Here is a 19,436-nt window from a genome sequence, read left to right as displayed (position 1 = left end):
TTTTCGTGGTCTACTTTTTAGTAATTTTATTTGGCTATTAAAACTTTAATTATTTTAATTTTCGTAAATAAATTGCAAATAAACATATTAATAAAGATGTTAATAAGGATAAAAGAGTGATAAACATTTTTGTAAAAATACTTAGATTAATTTTTGATAGTTTCTTTTTATTTAAGTATTTACTAAATTCTTCTATTTCTCTTTGTACTTCGCTTTTAGATTCAAGATAATCTATTTTATTGGCGCAATTTTTAAATGCTAAAAAGATATTTCTTCTATCTACAGATTTATATTCATAGAAAACTGAATTTAAATACTTTCTTAAAATATTAATTTGATTATCTTTAAAGTTTTCCAAATTTATTTCATTGTTTTTAAGAATTTGAAATTTATTTCTAAAGTCCTTCACTTTATGTTTAGTTTCATCTTTATTATTTTCGAAGTTTTCATTAATATATTTTATTAAATCATTATATTCATTATTAAATTCTGTTTTATTACTTTCATATTTTAAGCTTTTTATTTTAATTTGAGCTTCACTATAAATGGATGATAAAAGCATTTTTTTGAGCTCTAATATATACTGTTCTATGTATTTTTCATATTCTTCTTTTGTAACAAAATCTTTTTTCTTTTTTGAGTAAGTTTGATAAATATCGTTTGCTTCGTTTTCAAAAAACTTATCAAAAATAAAAGTGTAGGATAAAAAATTCTTTCATATAGAATCAACTTCTTTTAAGTATTGTTCTTTGAAATCTTCTTGGAATCCGTAATATATTTTGCTTCTCAAATTATTTTCAAACTCAAATTCAAAATTTCTTATTTTATTTTCGTATCCACTTAAGCTTGTTTGAAAATTCATTGTTTTCAATTCATTTAAACTTAAAAATACATTTTCTTTAAAACTGTCTAGTAATTCTTTGTCTTTTTTATGTATTCATGTTTTTGATTTTGGTATATCGTTACCATCTTCAGAAACAGAAATATTTTCTAAAAATGTCATTAAGTTTTTATATGATTCATTTAATCAATTTAAATGAGATTTACTTGTTGAAAAGAAATTTTCGTACTTTAGTATAATTGCATTTATTTTACTTGTATATATACTATATTCATAAGGTTCAAAAGCATACCCTTTTAGATCATTCATGAGTTTTATAAATTTTTCAATATCATTAGGTCTTTCAACAAATTCAGGCTCTAAACTAGAGAAAAACGGATTATTCTTTATTTCATCGACTTTTTTCTCGAATTTTTCAATATCATTATTAATTTTATTATTAAATTCCATTGTCATTTGAGAATATTTTTGAACGAATTTTTCTCTATTATTATCTAAATTTTTGAAATAATCATTAAAATAATTTTTACCATTTGATAATTCATGAACTCAGTAAATTTCTGCTCCATTTAGTTGCTGACCGTCACTTCCGTAATTGGTGGAAATGTGCATTTTACCATTTATTAACCTTACTGGATATCTTTTTAAAGTAGGTTTTTCATGTGTTAATTTATCGTCAGAATCAGTAATGTAAACAGCGTCTAAAACTCCATTTTTGTAATCGACACCTCATAACGAAACTATATGTCCAAAATTATTATTTATTTTATAAGACAATGCAAGTGAGCTATTTCTATCAATTGCATTAGAAATATAATTATCCAATGCTTTAACACTTAGAAATCCAAATCCGCTTTTTGATGTTAATCTGTTTCTTTCGAAAACATCCCTAAAGAACCCACCTTTTTTGTCAGGAATTTCTTTATATTCATTATACGGATAAGAATATCCGTTAATCATTGTATCAATTAATATGTCATAATTAGAGCTTCTTTTTCCTAGGATATTTTGAAAATATTCAAAAAATCCACTATCTCCATTTTCGTAATTATACTTGAATAATTTAGTTATATTTTTTCCGGAATTTTTATTAAAATCTTCATTATAAAAACTTTCAATATTTGATTTATTTTGTTGAACAAATCAATTCAAACTATTTGATACTACAGCTGCAGTACATAGTCATTGATCTATATCGTTTTTATTTTTATTTGCATCGAACCATTTTTCTTGGCCGTTTGATTCAAGGTATAAATATCCAGAAATTGAATTATCCTCCAATTCTGTTTTATATACCTTTAGTCCATTAAAATTGACCGAATCAATTCCGTTTATTCATTTAAAACTATAATTTGATCCTATTGATTCTTTTGCTAAATTATTTTTCAATAATTCATTTAATTTATTTTTTAAAACGTCAGAGTTGTTCTCATTATTAGCTGTAATTGTGGAAATAAAATTTATTGGTGCAATTATTGGCAATAAGCTGAAAACAGTTTTTAATATCCTTCTAATTTTCATCTTTTATTCCTTAGTACTTATTTTAATTATACAAAACGAATTATAATAACGTATTCTTTTTTTATAATTTAACATTATATACACGGGTTAAAAGTATTTTTTTAAGCCTTAAAAGAATTATGCTTTACGGAATAAAAGTAAGTTTTTTTACGCAAAAACATTAGTTTTTGCGATATTTCTACTTTCTAGAAATAAATATATAATATATTTATTTATTAAATAAGGAAGAAAAAACATGATTAAAAAGAAGATTATTGCAGGAATTATTGTAGCTAGTATTTTGGGTTCTATAGGTACTGGGACAACTACTGGTATTTTGCTAAATAATAAATCAAAGAAAAACAAACATGACTATAATTTACTTTTAGAAGAAACTAAAAAACTAAGTAAATTGATTATGAATGATACAGAAAGAAATCAGGCTCAAGAAAAATTAGATGAGCCTAGTTTTCAACATTATTCAAATAACAATTGGCACTCATTGATTGAATTAAGCAATCATTTAAAATCTTTACTTTTAAGCGAAACTGAGTTAATAGTTAGTGAATTAAATAAAGTATCAATTGAACTAACCAAATATACTTTATCTGAAGAATTAAAGAAAGCCGAAAATTATTTACAGAGAGAAAACATTTTATCCAATACTAAGAAATTAATTTCAGTTATAAAGAACTTAGATTACAATTTGGAAAAAATTGAAATATCTTGACTATTAAATGCTTTAAAAAACCGGAACAAGTTGAAAAACTTGGATTTTAATTTATATACTAAATATTCTGCAGATGATCTTATCGAATTTAAAAATAAAATAGATAGTGAATTAGTATCATTAGATTCTTCCCTTTTAATTAATCTTAAAAAAGAAGCTCTTACCCTTAAGATTATAGAGTCTCAAAGAAGAGGTTTTATTAACGATAAACAAAAAGAAAACTTCATCAAGACACTAAATGATATAAATAACTTTTCTTCATTTATTTTTGCTGAAATAACAATAAACGAAGAAATAACAAAACTTAAAGATACATTTAAGCAAAGTAAATTAAGAGAAGAAGCGGAAGAAGCGGTAGGTTTATTGCTTGATGGAGAAACTAAAGATAACTATATTTCTATTTTAAACGATCCTAAATCAAGTGATAATGAATGAAATTTAATTGTTAATAGTGTTAAGAAGATAATTGAAGACTTAAAAAATGATGTTAATCAAAAAATACAAAGAATCAAGGATAACTTAATAAAAAATGAGCTGAGCGAAAAATTAAAAAATGCTAGATCTCAAAAAACTATTTTAGAAATTAAATCGCAAGCAATGGAACAAAACAACATCGAAAGAAATGAATGAATAGAAAAAATTAAAAATCTAATTGCTAAACTTTCAGATTCTAACTTAGACAAAAACAAATTTACCCAAATGTTAGAGAGCGAATTAGAAGATAACCAATTAAGTGAAATTGAAGATTCAATTCTTTTATATTTAAAAAACCTTAAAGAAAAAGTTCTAATTGACATTAAAATTGCATTTGGACATGAATCTTTTGACGAATTAGTAAATAGCGCAAATCTTCCAGACTTAGCAGAAGACCAACTATTAGAAATTTCTAATAGGGCAATTTTATTGTATAACAATAGAAAAAACGAAATCATAAGTTCTTACGAAAACATAAAAACCAACGGAGAAGGTTATGTTAATTTAATAAACGAAATTAATGATTCTCCAAATGTGGCAATATTAAATATTCTTGACAAAAAAGTAAAAGCTTTAGAGTTAATTAACTTATTAAGAAATGAAGACAATAAAAACGCATTATTAATAAGGCTAGAAAACGTTATTAACAATGAAAGTGATGCAAGAATTCGTATAGACGAAATTATTGATGATGCCAAAAAAGCAAAAGCTATTGAGGATGCTAATGATATAGAGCAAATAAGACTTCTTGGTTTTAGGATTCCTTATCCAGGTGGCTCAAATGTTCCTGCAATTTTAGAAATTATTGAAAGAATTGATCAAATCAAGAGTAATGAATCATTAGAGAATGATGAAAAGCTTAGACTTGTAAATGAAATTAAAAACACATATTATGCTTTAGAAGATAAAGTCAATTTTGCTATTAACGAAATAATAAAACTTTCACCTGAAAACCAAAATCTGTTGAATGAACAATTAAATAGAACAAACCTAATATCTAATAATTCAATTAATTCAAATATTGAGTTTGATAATCTATTTAACGCAATATCTTCTGCTAAAAACTCTGAAAAAGAATCTGCTAAGAATATAATTAGAAATTTAACTAGCCTTGATACATCTGCAAAACAAGTAGAAATTAATAAAATTGATGATCCAAAAACTAATACATTCTCTAAAATACAAGATATTGTTGAAAAAGCACGTTTCAACGACCAAAAGAAAGCTTTGGAATTAAAGTCTAAAACTATTAGTTACAAAATGGGGGTAACTGCCCAAGGGATACAAGATATTATTCAAAGAATTAATGCTACAGGCGATAATGCAATTGATACGCTAGATAAAATAGAGAGTTTTAGTAATGAAATTTCACGAATTAATTCTAGAATTTTAACACTAAACTCTAAGTATGATGAAATTTTAAATCCTTCAGCAGAATTAACTAGATTAGTAAATTCAGCAGATACAAACGAAGAGTTTGAAAATCTAAATTCTTTATTAGAAAGAGCTCTTGAAGAACAAAGATTAGCTGATAAAAAGTCTAAATTAGATGCACAAGTTAATGCTTTGGATTATCCGGATTCAAACGGTAATGAAGTAACAGGTGATAATGATGCCCCAGCAATAACTAGAATTAAAGAGATTTATGCAAATAATTCTGAACAACAAATGGATATTGTTATAAATGATTTGCAAAGAATAAAAGATTCTATAGCTAATGCTAAAACAGAATTATTAAAAGTTTCAAGCAAAAACAAACTTAATTTTAGTGATGGAAGCACAAATTCAAATTCTATTAATTTGTATAATGAGCTAAGAAATGCATATACCGCTCAAGAATTTAGCGATTTAATAACAAAAGTAAATGCAGCATTAGAGAAAGACAAAGTTGAAGCTAAGCAAGCAGTTGATAACTTATTAGATTTAGCAGAAGCAAAGAAAACTAATTTTAAAAATCAAATAATTGATTCAGAAAACTTTTCAAGAATTGAACAAATAATATCTGCTTCAAAACTAGCTGACAAAAAAGACAAATTAAGAAAAATAATTGTTAAATCTGATTATTATAATTCAGATGTTGCATTATCTTCTGAGATTAATCAAAAAATAGATTCATCACTTGAAATTATTTCATCTAATATAGAAAATACTAATGAATCTGACTTATCTTTAAAAGAAACAAAACTTAATTCATTAAAATCTAAATTAAACGAAGTTAGAGATTTAATTAATAATTTATCATCAAATGATGTTATCAATTTAGAAAGTTCCAAATTAAAATTATTTAATATATTGAGTTCAAAAACTTCTATTGATGATATTGAGCTAATTAAAATTGAGATTGAAAAAGAAAAGCTTAAAAAAGAATCAAAAAATTTATTATATCCAGGGAAAAATGAATCTGAGGATGTTGTAGCAGTTACTGATTTATTTAGAAGAATAGAAAGAATTGATTCTAATGCAAGCTTAGAAACATTTAGAAGAGATTTATCTAGCCTTCCAAACAAAATTTCAGAAGCATTAAATTCAATTGATTCAATAAATAGCAATGTTTCTACAGAAGAAAATAATAGAAGAAAACAAGTTCTTAAGGATGAATTAAATAGAGCCGATACAAACGAAGAATTTGAAATATTAAGAAGAAATATTGAAAATGCAAGAAATAAATCAATTGAGGAATTTAGAAATAGCGAATTACAAAGATTAAGAAGTAGAGTTGATCAACTTCCTTACCCACAAGGTAGCAATGCTCAAGCTATAAATGATATTAAAGCTTTAATAACTAGTGATGTCAATATAGCCGAAATGGATTCAAAAATTACAAGCATAAATAATGAGATACTTAATGCCATTTCAAGAATTAATAAATTATCATCAGAAAATCAAAATCTTTTAAATGTCCAATTAAATAATGCTTTTACTGATCAAAATTTTAGAGATTTAAACTCATTAATTGATTCTAAGGTTAATGAAGAAAAAGGTAGAATTCTTACAGAAATAAATAACTTAGAATTTTTATCAAGATCTAGAAAAGATAATTATATAAGTCAACTTAATAATAAATCTTTTGAAGAGTTAACTCAATTATTAAAAAGAGCTAAAATAGAAGACTTAGAAACTGCGATAAATAATTTACCATACCCAAATACAGCAGCGCCTGCAAAAGCTAGTTTGCTATCTTCTATTAGTTCGGTATCAGATGATCAAGCAATTACTAATAAGCTAAATGAGATCAAGTTACTTAAAATCGCAATTCAAAATTCATTAAGACAAATTAACTCAATACCTTATCCTTCTGGTCAAAATGCAAATGGTGCTAGTCAACTCAAAAATAGATTAAACTCTTTAACGGATAAAACTGCTATAGAGAATCTTGTTCCAGCGGGCTTGAGCGAAAGAATTCAAAAATATAAAGATATTTTAAATACCAACTTAAATCCATTCCCTTCTGATTCAAGAGAATACGGACTTAAAACAAGAATTAATAATCTTTCGAGCATTAATTCAGTTGATGAAAATGTTCTAAAGTGAAACTTATATGAAACAAAAAGAAGACATACCTTTGTGCCCCTAATTGATAGATTGGATTCATTAAATCCAACACAAAAAGCATCATTAAAAAATGAAGTAATCTCAATAAGAGATGAATTAAAAGAACAAAACTTTGATAATTTTGATGTAGAAATTGCAAAGCTAGATACTATTATACTCAAGGCGCAAAAAGAAAATGCAAAAGCTCATATTGATTCAATAGAGTATCCATCAACAAACGAATCTGCTCAAGCAAGAAATTCATTAAAGCAAGCTATAGATAATGCAAGAGATATCACTGAAATCAATTCTAAGAAAACTGAAAATCAGAGAATTAAAGAAAGAATGCATTCAGTTGTGAATAGCATACGTGATATTCATAATGATAATGCGCTAAGAAGATTAAGAAATATTTTAAACAATATTGACCATATAGATGATTTTAATAATATCGAATTAGAAATCCAAAAAGCTCGTGCTGTGGATTATTTAACTTCGCTAACTTATTTAACAAGTGAACAGGTTAATGATTTTTCACAAAACATAAATTCAAGCAATAATAATTCAGAAATTGAAAGAATTAAGTTAAATGCTAATTTACAAAATGAAAGAGAAAAAGTTAAAAGATTAGTAGATTTAATTCCATATCCAAATAAAGACTTGATCGATGCTTCGAATGTTATTTCAAAAATAAAATCAGAAATTGACAACTTGTCTTCTGATGAACTAAATAATAAGCAAAATGAGTTAACAAGCTTTAAGAACTTAATGAGTGCTAAAATTAATGAGGTAGATTCCTTACCTTATCATGAAACTAATGCAACGGCAAAAAGAGAACTTAAAAACCTATTTAATACAGCCGAAAATGAAAGTGACTTAAATCGCATTTTACCTTCATCATGATCTAATCAAATTAATACATATAAAAGAATTATTTCATCACACTTCCCTAATACAAGTGATTTATTTGCTAAATTAGATTTAACACACCCAACAAAAGAGAATAATTACTCAGTAAATCAACTAAATAATGAAATTCTTAAAGCAAAAAAATTAATAATTAATAATGTAATTAAGAATTTAAAAACTTTATCTCCTGAAGATAAGGAAAGATTTACTAATCAAGTAAATCAAATTGGTAATAATCATGATGGGGTACTGCTTAATGATGATTATTTAGTTGCGATAGATAATGTTTTAATTGACACAAATAAGGTTAACTTTAATACCCTTATAGACTCGTTTTCATACCCTGAAGACAGCAATTTAGCAAACAACGTTTCTCAGTCAAAATCAGAAATTAAACAAGCTTTGGTTAATTCAATTTCTTCATTAAACGGATTTGCCCAATTAGAAGGAAGATTAAATTCGATAAAAGAAAAAATTAATGCTATCAACACTAAACTTAATCAAATTGTTGATAATAACAAAAAGAATTATTTTAAAAATCTTTTATCACTTGCAAATCATACAGAATTACAAGGTGTAGAGTCAGAAATAGATAAGTATTTAGAAGTTTTAGAACAAATAAAATTACTTACTGATATTGAAAATAATAGCTCTGATGCTGATGAAGTAAATTCAAGCATTAGATCCTTAAGAAACTCATTAATTCAAAAAGCAAATAACACTGATTCAGAGGCTTCTTTAAGAACCTTATTGGAATTAATAAAAAATATACAAGTTGCATTTGATTTTACTAAACAAAAATTTACAGAAAACCCTAATAATACTTTATTAATAAAAGGAATTGCCCAAGAATTAAGTGGCGCTTCAAATGCGAACGAAGTAAATGTTATTAAAGAAAAAGTTTTACCAATTTTCAATGAAATACAAACTTGATGAAATCAATCTGATCTAAATGAATTTATTGATAATAATAAAAATTATATTTTAACTGAATCAAATAAGTTTAAGAGTTATGCGGAGCTTTTAAGAGAGTTAAAAACCCAAACTACCGCCGAAGGTATTAGAAATATCTTACAAAAAATGCCATTATATAGGGCTATGATTGAGTTTAGCAAAAAAGATAAAACAGAAATACCGCAAGTAGCTATTAACTCTTTTACATCAAGAGTATTGAGCAGTGATACACCAAGCATTATTAATCAAGTATCTAATGATTTAGACCAATATTTAAGCATTATTCGTTTAACAAGAGTAGCGTTGGATTCTTTTGGTGAATCAACAAATAGAAGCGAAATGAATTCATTAATTAATCAAGCTGCTGATATTGATAAAATTAATGAATTAAAGACAAAAGTTAATGAATTTAAAGATTCATATCTACTAACAAAAAGAGCATATGATGATTATGTATCAACAACTGATTATGATCCTAATATAGCAAGTGGTTATTTAAGAGAATTAAATTTTGTTCAAAATAAAGAGTCTGCAGATCTATTAAGGTTAAAAATTCGCAAGGGTATTGTTAACATATTTTTAAACAAACTACCTAACGGAAATAGTGAAAAATCTGAAATCCAAAGAAATCTTGAATCTGCTCAAAACGAAGAAACTATTGAAAGAATTAAGGAAGATGTTGTTTTAAAACTATTTTCATTGGATCAAGCTAAGAATGAAGCAAAGAATATAGTTGATAATATACCTTTTCCGAACGAAACACCAACCGAACAGCAAAATAAAAATACATCTGTTTCTATATTGAAAAATCAAATCGATAATGCTTCAGATGTTAATGAGTTAAATGTATTAAAACAAAATAATCAAAATTTATCAGCCGCTGTTGGTAAAGCTATTGCTGAAATTAATAAGTTATCAAATTCTAATAATGTTAAAGTTAGATTAAGAGAATTGATAGCATCAGAAACATCAGAAACTAATGCAAATTCACTAATACTTAGAGCTAAAAGAGAAAAAGTTATTGAATTTTTAAGCACCTTAACTTATTTATCAACTTCGCAAAGAAATGGTTTCATTGATAGAATTAATGCTTCAGATGAATCAGGTTTTGAATCTATAAAAAATGAAGCCAATATTCAAAATAAAAAAGAAGAAATAAAATCAATTATTACTTCAATAGGATATCCAAACTCTACAGCTAGCGCAAAAACTAATTTAACAAACTCTGTGCAAGGGATAAATAACCTCCCTGAATTAGAAAATAAACTAAGAGAAATTAGAGAATTAAAAACCTCCGTTGAAGCTGCCTTGCAACAAATTAATCAATTACCATACCCTGATGGAAGAAGTGCTGCAGGAGCAACTTCCCTTCGCAACAGATTAAATGGCGTAATTTCTCAAGATCAAATTGAAAATTTAAACTTGACAGAGCTTTCAAGCAGAATTCAAAATTATAAAGATATTTTAAATACCCCATTAAATCCATTCCCTAGTGAACCAAGAGAATACGGGCTTAAAACTAGAATAAATAATCTTTCGAGCATTAATTCTGAAGATGAAAATATTTTAATGTGAAATCTTTACGAAACCAAAAGACAAGGCACATTAAATCCGATTATTGATAGATTAGATTTATTATCAGGCGATCAAAAAACATCATTAAAAGCAGAAGCCGAAACAATTCCTGAGTCACGTAAAACTCAACCAATCAATGATTTTAATGCAAAAATTGCTAATTTAGATGCTGTTATACTTAAGGCGCAAAAAGAAAACGCAAAAGTGCATGTTGATTCAATTGGTTATCCTTCAGAAAGCAATTCTTCTACAGCCAGAAACACCCTTAAACAAGCTATTGATGCAAGTTTAAACTTAAATCAGATAAATTCAAAAAGATTAGAAAATGAGAGAATTAAACAAAGAATTGCTGAAGTTGTTGCTTCTATTTCTAATATAAACGATCAACAAGCTTTAAGTAATGCAAATAATTTATTAGATCAAGTAGATAATATTGATGATTTTGATGCAATTAATTTTGAAATTATAAAAGCAAGAACTATAGATTACTTAGTAACGTTAAGCCTAGAAAATTCAGATTTAAATAGCTTTAGATCTAGAATTAATCAAGCGCAAAACGAAGAAACAATCAATAGAATAAAAGAAGAAGCCAATATCCAAGGTAAAAAAGAAGAAGTTAAAAGAATCATTGATACAATTAGCTATCCAAACAACAATTCAACTTCTTTAAATTCTAAAAACACACTTAAGCAAGAAGTTCAAGAATTAAGAACTATTAGCGATGTTGAAAATAAGAAAAATACTATTATAGCTTTTAAATCACACTTAGAATCTAAAATAACTGAAGCAAGTAGTTTAAATTATCCAGGCGGAAATAATGTTATAGCTATTAACAGAATTAAATCTGCCTTAGATTCAACTACAAACATCGAATCTATAAACCAAATTTTACCTGAGAATTGAGCTTCTAAATTAAATCAATATAGAACTTTAATTAACTCACACATAGAAACAAAAGATTCCCTATTACAAAAACTAAATCAAATATATCCTACTGGCGAAAGAGAAAATAGTGCTCAAACTTTCGATAATGATATATTAACTTCTAAAAAGAATGAAGTTACACAAAAACTAAATCAATTAAACTTACTAACAGATTTAGAAAGAAGAAATTTCATTTCTAATATAGAAAACGTATCTAATACTGGTCAAAACTTATTGCCAAATCCAAATAAATTAAATGATATAGACAATATATACATTAATGCAATAAGAAGTTCATTAAGCAAGTTACCAAGAGGAAATAATAAGAGAACTCAATTAGAACAAAGACTTAACTCTGCCACACAATATTCAGGGTTACAAGAGATTAAGAATGAAATTGATAGTGAGAAAAGTCAGCTAGATTCAAAGAGAAGAGAAGCTGAAGCTGCTGTTAATTTACTAGCAGAGAGTTCTGTTAAATCAGGATTGCTTTCTGAATTAGCAAATGAAGAGCAAAGTAATGAGGTTTCTAAATTAGAAAGTATTAAAGTTAGAGCTCAAAACAATAGAACTTTAAATGATAGAAAAAATGTCCTAAAAGCTCTTGTAGCAACAATTGATTACCCTAATAGAAATGCACCTGCTATTACTACATTAAATAATGAAATAGATAGATTAAGCACAACTGATGAACTTGATCAAAAAGAGGAACAAATTAATGCATTAAAAAGAGCTATGGACGGGAAAAGAGCTCTTCTTGACTCATTAATTTACAGATCAAACTCTGAAGGTAATGCATCTAAAACAGCAATTAGAAATGAGTTAAATAATGTAACTGATGCTTCAAGAGTAGGGGTTATTTTACCTTCTACATGAGCAAGTACTTTAACACTATATAAAAACTTAATTGTTGGTCACTTTGGAGCGTCTAGTGGTCTATTATATAGATTAGATAAAACAAGACCTATTACATTCGAAAACTTTACAGTCCATGAATTAAATAATCAAATTTTAGCAACAAAACAAGTACAAATTAATTCAAAACTAGAGGGATTAACATTACTTACAAGTTCTGAAAGAGCAAACTTTACTGAAAGAGTTAATGGAGTAACTATTGATGATGTAAATCCATTACCTTCAGGTGTAAAATTACAATCAATTGATCATATTTATATCGAAGCAGTTAGAGCCACAATCGAAAAATTACCTGAAGGAAATAACAAGAGAAACGAATTAAATAGTAGATTAACAAATAATTCTAATAATACAGAAATAGAAGCTATTAAAGCAGAGTTAATTACAGAAAAAACTGCTTTAGATCAAGCTAGAAATTTAGCAAGGGCTTCAATCGAAAGATTAGAAGATGGCAATGTAAAAACAGAATTACTAAGAGATTTAGATAATATTTCTTTAACAAATGAAGTTACAAAACTTGAAGAAATAAAAAATAGAGCTAATAATGAAAAAGCAATCCAAGATAAGAAAGTTAACTTGAAAAACCTTGTTGATAGAATTGCTTATCCAAGTGAAACAGCACAAGCTAAAGCAACTTTAAAAACTTCGATTGATAATTTAACAAGTATTCAAGATTTAAATAACAAAGAAATAGAAATACAAGCTTTATCACAAGCCATGAGTAATAAAGCAGAAATTGCTAATAATTTATCATATAGAAATAATGATAATGGTAATGCAGCAAAACAAACAATTATAAGATTGTTAAATGAAGCAACTACTGCCGAAAGAGTAAATCAAGTATTACCTGAATCATGGCCAAACGATTTAATAGCATATAGCAATTTAATAACAACTCATTGAGACGCAAATCATGGTCTTTTTGCAAGATTAGATCAAACAAGACCGGATAGAAATGATGATTATTCAATTTCACAACTTGAACATCAAATATTAGAAACTAAAAAAGTTAACTTTAGAGATAAAGTAAACGGAGTTCCTTTACTTGAAAATAGTGAAAAAGCTGAGTTCATTGGTAGAATTAATGCTATTTCTAATATTGGTCCTAACAGATTACCTGCACCAGATAAATTACAAGAAATTGATTCTATATTTTTAGATTCTTTAAGAGCTCTTGCTCACAAGTTACCAGAGGGAAATGCAAAGAGAATTGATATTGAAAGTAGAATTTCAAATAACCCTAATTCAACTGCTATTGAAGCTATAAAACAAGAAGTAGTTACTGAAAAGAGAAACCTAGATACCAAACGTTCTGAAGCTACACAAGCAGTTGAAGCAATGCAAAATAGTTCCTTAAAAACACAATTACAAGCTGAGTTAAATAACAATTCGCAAAGTAATGAGATTGATAAATTACAAGGAATTAAAGATAGAGCTTTAAACTCAGCTTCTATAGAAACAAAGAAAGAAACTTTAAAACAACTTATTAGAAGCATTCAATTCCCGGATAATAATGCCCCAGCAATTAATACCCTTATTTCTGAAGTAGAGAGTCTTAATAGCTTTGACTCTTTAAATACAAAAGAAGAGCAAATTAATGCTTTAAAGATAGCAATGTCGGGAAAAAGAGATGCAGTAAATTCTTTATCATATAGAAGAAATCGTGACGGTAATGCATCAAGAAGTGCAATAAGAAATGCTTTAAATAGAGCAACTACTGCTGAAAGAGTAAATCAAATTCTTCCTGCTAGTTGACAATCAGAATTAAGTGGTTACTATAATCTTATCTCTAGTCAATTCGGAAGAAACCACGGATTATTAGTAAGAGTTGATAAAACGCAGCCTGAAATAACAAATGACTTCTCTATTAATGAACTTATATTGCAAACTTTAGCAACAAAAAGAAATCCATTAGTTACTAGAATTAATGCATTATCTGTTTTAACTCAAGAAGAAATTGCTAACTATGTTTCAAGATTAAATGCCATCAATAACACTGGAAATAATATTTTACCTGCACCTAATCAACTTCAAGAAATGGATTCCATTTATAATGAGGCTTTAAGAGCAGCAGTAAATAAATTGCCTTCTGGAAATGCTAAAAAAGCTAATTTAGAAAGTAGAATTAGAAATAATCTAAACGATAACCAATTCCAAGCTCTTAAAAATGAATTAGTAAACGAAAAAACATCACTGGATACAAAGAGAAACCAGGCTCAAGACTTAATCAATGAGTTAAGTGATGGAACAGAAAAAACTAATTTACAGAATGAATTAAATGACAATGAACGTAGTAATGAAATTCCAAAACTAGATAGCATTATCTCAAGAGCTCAAACAATTAAATCTATAAAAGAAAAGAAAGATTCTCTTAAAGCTACGGTAAGAAGAATTGATTTCCCTAATGGAAGCAATGCTAGAGCAGCAACTACTTTAATTAATGAAATTGATTCTCTTAATACTCTAGAATCATTAAACTCTAAGGAAACAATTATTAATGAATTAGAAAGTGCCATGTCTGGTAAAGCGGCTATAGCTAGATCCTTAGCATATAGAAATACAGATAATGGTAGAGAGTCTAAAAATATTATTATTAGATTACTAAATGAGGCTACAACCGCAGCAGCAGTAAATAATGCCTTACCACAAAATTGAGCCGCTGATCTAGAAGCTTATAACAGAATTATTACAGCTCATTTTGGTGCAAGCCACGGTCTTTTGGCAAGATTAGATCAAACAAGACCTGAGAGAACAGATGACTTTTCAATTACTCAATTAGAGTACCAAGTTTTAGAAACTAAAAAAGTTACAAGAAATAATGAAATTAGAGCAATGAATCATCTAACTGATGAACAAAAAAATGCTATTTATGCACAAATTAATAGTATTCAAAACGTAGAGCCTAATAAACTACCTAATGATGCTAAACTTGTAGAAATTGATAATATTTTTAACGCAGTTAGAAATGATCGTGAATTAGAGCAATTAAAAGCACAACTTATTAGCGCTATTTCTGGTTGACAAATTGAAAGTGAAATTTCAAAAATATTAATTTCTATTGTAAGGTCTCATACTGATATTGCAGTATTTAGAGAATTTAAATCAAAATTAGAAACAATGAATACTGCATTCAATAGTTTAGTAGCAACAAAGAACCAAGTTCAGAATCGTTTAGCTCCTTCAAATACAAACGGAACAAAAGTTCTTAATTTCAACAAAGAATTAGTAAAATATACAAAATTATCAAAAGATAATAAATTAGCAAAAATTAATTACAACAATATTCAAGATACAATTAATGAAATAAATAATCTTAAAAATTCATTAGAAAGACTAGGGAATGCAGCTAATTCAAGTTCACAAAAAACTTGAAGCCAATTAATGCTTGAAGAAACAGAAAATGTATTTAACTTAGAAACAACCGAAAGTGCTAGAGCATACAATTTATCCGAATTTGAGAATGCTGGATCATTTAATTTCAAAAATTCAAAATTATTATTTGACCATTATGATAATGATACATATGACTTTGAAATAAGTGGTTTAACTTTAACTGGAAATAATTTAGAAACCCTTAATGTAACAGTTGATGTTTATTTAAAATCTGACAGAACTAAAAAAGTTACATTTACAAAGAGAAAAACATTTTCTCAAGGGACTAAAGCTAAACTAGATGCAATTAATCTTTCAAATTTAGATCAAGTGTTTGATGTTGATTATGATTTAATAAATTCATATACACAAGCAGAATGAAATAACTTGAGTATAGAAGAACAAGGTAAAGCATTCAAGAAGAATAAACCTGGTTTAAACAATTATTTTAATTATGAAATTAAGAGAAAATCAAGTCTTTCAGGAAATAAAATAAGACCATCTGTTGAAATTTTATTCAACAATCAAACAGTTAGAGTAATTGATTTAAGTTCAAACAATAATATTACTTTCAGAAATTCAAATGAAACAAGAGAAGCTTATTGAGATAGAATTAACTTAGAAAAAGTTCGTAATATCATTAATAACACAAATGAAGGACAAAGAAGAGAATTGTTCTTTAAAAACATTTCATTTAAAAATCTTAATAATATGGAAGTACACAACGATTATGTTGTAACAGATGTTATAGATAAATTTAATAATCTTTATAACTTACCAACTTTTGGTAGATACCAAATTTTCTTAAAAGATTACTATAATGTAGACCATGCAAATGGTAGAGCTGATTTTACGCTATGATATAAAATAGATGGTGTGGAAGCGCAAGGTTATAACTTTGAACAAAGAAAATCCAGAAAAGTCAATATTGGTGGATTTAATGCGCAAAACTTCTATGATATAAGACCAAAAGGCACACACTTTGCTGCTGAAGACTTTAAATCAAATGAATTCAGAGAACCTGGTCAGGATATTAAAACATTGGCTGACAGCATAAATGAAAGCAACTTTGAATGAAAATATGCAACAGGTCAGTTTTGAGGTTGAAATAACCGTTCAAATAGAAAGTTTAGAACATTAAATGCTAAAACATTTATGGACCAACAAGCATACCTAAGATTTGAGTACTTTATGACACTAGTTAATGGAAAAAATTCTAAAGGTACAAATAGAGTTAATGACGAATATGACCCTATTGGAGCAAACCAAGTTCTTTACGATAAGGAAATAACTGTTAATCCAACTAATATTAATAAATTAAAAGAACAATTCTATAGATATTACTATGACTTTAGATTAGAAGATGATAGAAGTTTAAGTTTTAGAATAGGTTATATCCAAAAGACTAATAATTCAGTAAGATATACAAACGATAAGAGATTTACTTTAATCAACTTAGTTAATGATTTTGAGCAAACTTTATATCCAGAAATCATGGTTAATAATATTAAAATGTCTGACATTGAAATAAATACTCAAGAGCTTGCTACTCACACTATTGAATGATATAAAAACAATATGGGCACCTTAAGACAACATATTAAGGTAAGAGGTGACGAAAGAAACAGAGTTGTTTACAAAAACTTCTGAATGAATAGAGATTCATTTAATGTGCATGAAATTAAGCGTATCAATGAAAATGAAGCTTATATAAGATTCAATACAAGAACACTTTATACAGCAAATAATTGAAATGCGATTGGTGACACTTGATATAGAATATCAGGATTCAAATCTGATTCAACTAAAACAAATAAAGAAGATTTATCATTTAGAGATAATAATTTAGAAACAGTTTTTGAATCTACGACTGAAATTAAGAGAAAAAGAATTATTGAGCCGTATTGAAAAGATCTTTTATGAAAACTAGATGAAGATAACAATGTCGCATCATGAACATTGGACAAAAAATATATCGACAAAACTTTATTACAAGAAAACACAAAAGATAGACAAATAACTGTTAAAATCTTTGGAAATATGCTTTTCAATGATGGAGATAAAAATAATAGAATTAGAAATGAAGATCAAGTAATTTCGATAAATATAGATTTAAACGAATTAATTAAGCATAAAGCAATAAAAACTGAATTTACTTCCCCAAACCTTGAGGGTAATCAATTTAGATATAACGTTATTGCTGAATGAACAGATGCAGGAATTGCATTCAAAGTTTATACTGAAGACTCTTCATACAAAATTATTCTTGATGAACCTGAAGTACAAAGTTTTTCAAGTGGTACTAAGTTCGACAGAAACAGAGCTCTTATCATTCTACCTGCAGCTTCAAAAATCTATATTTCATATACAAATAATAGAGAACACGAAAACTTTGGAATCGAATCTAACAAATTTGATTATAATGAGGTTGAGTATACAGAGTTTCAAGAGCCAATTCTATTTAGTAACGATTTATCATTCCTAAAAGATAAGACAGTTTACTATCCAAACCAAAATGTTCATTATAAATTACATGAAGGATTTAAAATGAATATTGAACAAATGCGTAAAGAGAAACAAAAAGATTGAGATTTAGTTAAAGTTGCTCTTTCAAGGAGTTTAGTCGATGATCAAAACACTTCTTTTGGTACTGTATCAATTATTGGTAAGGTAAATAATGATCCTAATGATTATAAATTCTATGTTTCAACGAATAAGCATGTTCAATCCGTTTCTAACTGAAATGAAATAAGTGGAAATAACTTCTTAAAAGAAGTGAGAAATAAAAAATACTCATTTGCACCAGTTGGAAGTTTATTCCAACCTTCACCATGAATAAACACTGGTTCTGCTTGAATCCGTCCTACAAATGATATTTTAAGAACTCATAATTATAGAGATTCTAATTTAAATAAAATTGATAGAAAAACAATTAATATTATTTGATCAGGAGTATCTCAAAAAGATAAAAACGGTAATGAAGTAGGAAATGGGCAAGTGGACTTTACAGTTTATGTAATTGATCTTAAAGATGATTATTTAAGAGCTAAGAGAGATGGTTCAATGACAATTGTTTGAAGAATTGAGAATCTAATGAAAAATCCTAATGTAAAGCTTGAGGCCGATTACAAGCAAGGGTTTATGTCAGTGCCAAATATTCGTGAAATCTCGAATGTTTCATGACCTAATATTAGATATGCTGGTCAAATATTTAGAAGATTTTCAAAAAATCAATATATTTCTACGCAAAATAGTAGAACAAACTTTAGTGATGCATGAATTGTTTGACAACAACAAACACTTCTATTCACAATATTTTGGAGGTGGAGGAGCATCAGGAAGTGGTTTATTCTTTGAAGACGGAACATACGCCGGAGCTTGAAATAGTGGTTCAGCAGGAAACAATGACGGATACTGATCACAAGGACCAAGATACGGAACAAGAAGCCATAACTATTTTGGAGTTAACTTTGATGGAGAAGATCCTTTATCACTTAAAAATACAAATTCTCTTGGAGCTCAAATAGTTAGAGCAAACTTAAGAAACCCAATTGAGTTTGATCTCCCTTGATTCTTTAAAGAGAAAAAGCAAAAATAATATAGATCAAAAATACTTATCAAAGCCAATATTATATGTCCTTTGTATAAGTATTTTTTTATAAATTCATGTCTTAACAAAAGGGATTTTAAATTTTTATTCTTTTTTTGCTA

3 protein-coding genes are annotated in these 19,436 nt (G+C 27.0%); 2 read left to right on the top strand and 1 reads right to left on the bottom strand.

Going from position 1 to position 19,436, the window contains the following annotated elements; genetic code table 4:
• Positions 1 to 49: 49 nt before the first annotated feature.
• Complete coding sequence (locus tag AXW82_RS02345; protein ID WP_004794285.1) at positions 50 to 2,362, bottom strand: IdeS/Mac family cysteine endopeptidase; 2,313 nt, start codon at positions 2,360 to 2,362, stop codon at positions 50 to 52.
• A 235-nt stretch (positions 2,363 to 2,597) separates the two neighbouring features.
• On the opposite strand from AXW82_RS02345, the gene AXW82_RS02340 reads away from it, so the two are divergent.
• Both AXW82_RS02340 and AXW82_RS03740 read left to right on the top strand, forming a co-directional pair.
• Positions 2,598 to 19,112 (top strand): MGA_1079 family surface serine endopeptidase, encoded by a 16,515-nt coding sequence (locus AXW82_RS02340; protein WP_004794283.1) that lies wholly within the window; start codon positions 2,598 to 2,600, stop codon positions 19,110 to 19,112.
• Entirely contained in the window at positions 19,006 to 19,323 is a 318-nt protein-coding gene (locus tag AXW82_RS03740) for a hypothetical protein (protein WP_237076666.1), read from the top strand. Before AXW82_RS02340 ends, AXW82_RS03740 begins: the two co-directional genes overlap by 107 nt.
• Positions 19,324 to 19,436 lie beyond the last annotated feature (113 nt).

Origin of the sequence: Mycoplasmopsis canis PG 14 (genome assembly GCF_001553195.1) — a bacterium.
Lineage (GTDB): Bacteria > Bacillota_I > Bacilli_A > Mycoplasmatales > Metamycoplasmataceae > Mycoplasmopsis > Mycoplasmopsis canis.
Note: the sequence above shows the minus strand (reverse complement) of the source record. Positions and strands in the feature narration are given on the sequence as shown.